This window comes from uncultured Romboutsia sp. (assembly GCF_958366745.1).
Classification (GTDB): domain Bacteria; phylum Bacillota; class Clostridia; order Peptostreptococcales; family Peptostreptococcaceae; genus Romboutsia; species Romboutsia timonensis.
This window is the reverse complement of sequence record NZ_CATXCO010000286.1, coordinates 1-2,650: the sequence shown is the minus strand read 5'-3', so window position 1 is coordinate 2,650 and position 2,650 is coordinate 1. Positions and strand designations below refer to the sequence as shown.

Below are 2,650 nucleotides of genomic sequence, written 5' to 3'. Positions count from 1 at the left end.
AGGCACCCATATCCATATTAGATGCACTAACTTTTAACTCACAATCAAAGTCTTTTGTTCTATCCTCTATTATTTTAGCTATTTCAGTATTTGAGTGTTTTTTATCTTCTTTTAATTTTATGAAAAATGACATTGTAGTATCTGATGCTTTACCAAGCATAGAATTAGTAGAGTCTGTTGCACCAATTGTTTCAATATCATCTATTTTCATTAAATTATTTATTATTTTATCACTCATTTTAATAGTATCTTTTTTACTGCTTCCAATTGGCATTTCTAATGTTGCTGACATTTCTGTTGAGTCCATACTTGGCATAAAACTTGTCCCCATAGACCCTACCTTATATACACTAAATATTAATAAAGCAACTACAGGTAAAATTACAGCAACTTTATGTTTTAATGCCCATCTAAGTGCTTTTTCATAAAGGTTAATTAGTCTATCAAATAGTATACTTGGCTTTTTTTCTACCTTTTCTAATAATTTAGAAGACATTGCTGGAACAACAGTTAAAGAAACTATTAAACTTGATAATAAACTATATGCTATCGTTAGTCCCATATCAGTAAATATCTGCTTAGTAATACCATCTGCAAATACTATAGGAAGGAATACACATATAGTTGTAAGTGTAGATGCAAATATAGCTCCTGATACTTGTTTAGCACCATATACACTTGCCTTAGCTGCACTCATTTTATTTTCTCTCATTTTAGATATATTCTCAATAACTACTATACTGTTATCTACTAACATCCCTACACCCAAAGATAAACCAGATAAACTTATTATGTTTAAAGTTATATTACTAAAATACATAAGTACCATCGATACAAATAAACTAATTGGTATACTAAGTGCTATTATTATAGTTGGCTTAAAGCTCTTTAAAAATAATAATAAAACAATAATTGCTAATACTCCACCAACTATTAAGTTATCTAAAACACTGTCTATTATCATTTCTATATATATTCCCTGATCCATTAATGTTGTTATATTAACTTTATCATTTTCTTTCATAATATCATCAATAGTTTTACCTATGTTCTTAGTTACTTCAGTAGTTGATGATACACTAGATTTTTGTAAAGATATCATAACACCATCATTGCCATTTATATTAGCATATGTTTCTTTAGAATTATCAACTTTGCTTATATATGCTACATCTTTTAGATAAATCTTTCCTACACCATTAATATCAAATAATAATAGGTTTTCAAGTTCTTCAATAGAACTTAATTTATCCCCAACTTTAACTAAATGTTTACTGTCATCATCTGAAACATATCCAGCAGGCATAGCAAAGTTTTGAGCCATTACTATATTGCTTATCATCTCTGGAGTTATTTTATTTGTCATATCAGATGCCTCATAAGCCTGTTCTTTTGCAGCTTTTAACTGCTCACTAGCCTTTTTAAGCTCAGATTCACCTTGTGATAATTCAAGTGAAGCTTTACTTAACTCTTCACTAACTTTATTTTGAGCTATTTTTAGTTGCTTTTCTTGTTCTTTTATATCATCTAGTGAATTTAAAGTTTCTAATCCTTTTTTTGCAGTATCAATGCCTTTTTTTAAATTCTCTATAGTTGTATTTAATACAGTTATTCTAGCTTGTATTTGCATTATGTACTCTTCATTATTTTGTGCAGGATTGTTTAATTCATTTTGAAGGTCATTTAATTTACTTTCTGCATCTTTAAGAGATTTTGAAGTTTCTTCAATAGTTTTATTTAAGGTTTCTTTGTTCATTCCTTGAGAAGCTAACTGAGATGCTAATAATTCTAATTTAATCTTAGCTGATTGAAGTTCAACTTCAGCATTAACTAAATTTTCTTTTTGAATTTTTGATTGCTCCTCTAATTGACTTTTTCCATTTGCTATTTGATTTTGAGAATCTTTTAATTTCTTTTCTTGTTCTGCCATTTCATTATCAATTTTTGATTTTACTTTTTTATTTACAGAACTAATCTTATCGTTATCTAAATTAATTTGAATTTTTTCTTCTAAAAGTCCAGTTACACTAACTGATCCTACTCCGTTTGTTCTTTCAAGTCTTGGGACTACGTTTTCACTAACGTAATTTGATAACTCTTTTATATCCATTCCTTTAACATCAACACTTAACATCATAACAGGCATTGAATCTGGGTTTAATTTCATAACTGAACTTGAACCAACTCCATCTTCAAAACTTGATTTTATTAAATCTAGTTGGCTATTTACATCAAGTATTGCTGAATCCATGTTTACGTTTTGGTCAAATTCTATCATAACCATACTAGCATTCTCGCTAGATGTTGATGATACATTCTTAACTCCACTTACAGTAGATACAACTTGTTCAATAGGTTTTGTAACCGACATTTCTACTTTTTCAGGACTTGCTCCTGGATACTGTGTAAGTACCATTGCATATGGAAGATCTATACTAGGTAATAAATCTGTTTTCATATCAAAAAAAGACACTATCCCCAGTATAAATACCATTACAACTGCAACTGCCACAGTAAATGGCCTTTTAACGCTATACTTAGGTATCATTTCCTCCCCCTTATATTATTGAAATTGTCTTTTTTAGACAGTTTATTATACCATTTTTTGTGTAATTTTCTCAAACTTATTTTTAACAAGAATATACTTTTA

At 28.6% G+C, this 2,650-nt stretch carries 1 protein-coding gene; it reads right to left on the bottom strand.

Translation table 11 applies throughout. From position 1 onward, the window contains the following. A partial coding sequence (locus Q5F54_RS12800; RefSeq protein ID WP_302334556.1) for an efflux RND transporter permease subunit occupies positions 1 to 2,548 on the bottom strand: 2,548 nt, incomplete at its 3' end. Positions 2,549 to 2,650: the final 102 nt, after the last annotated feature.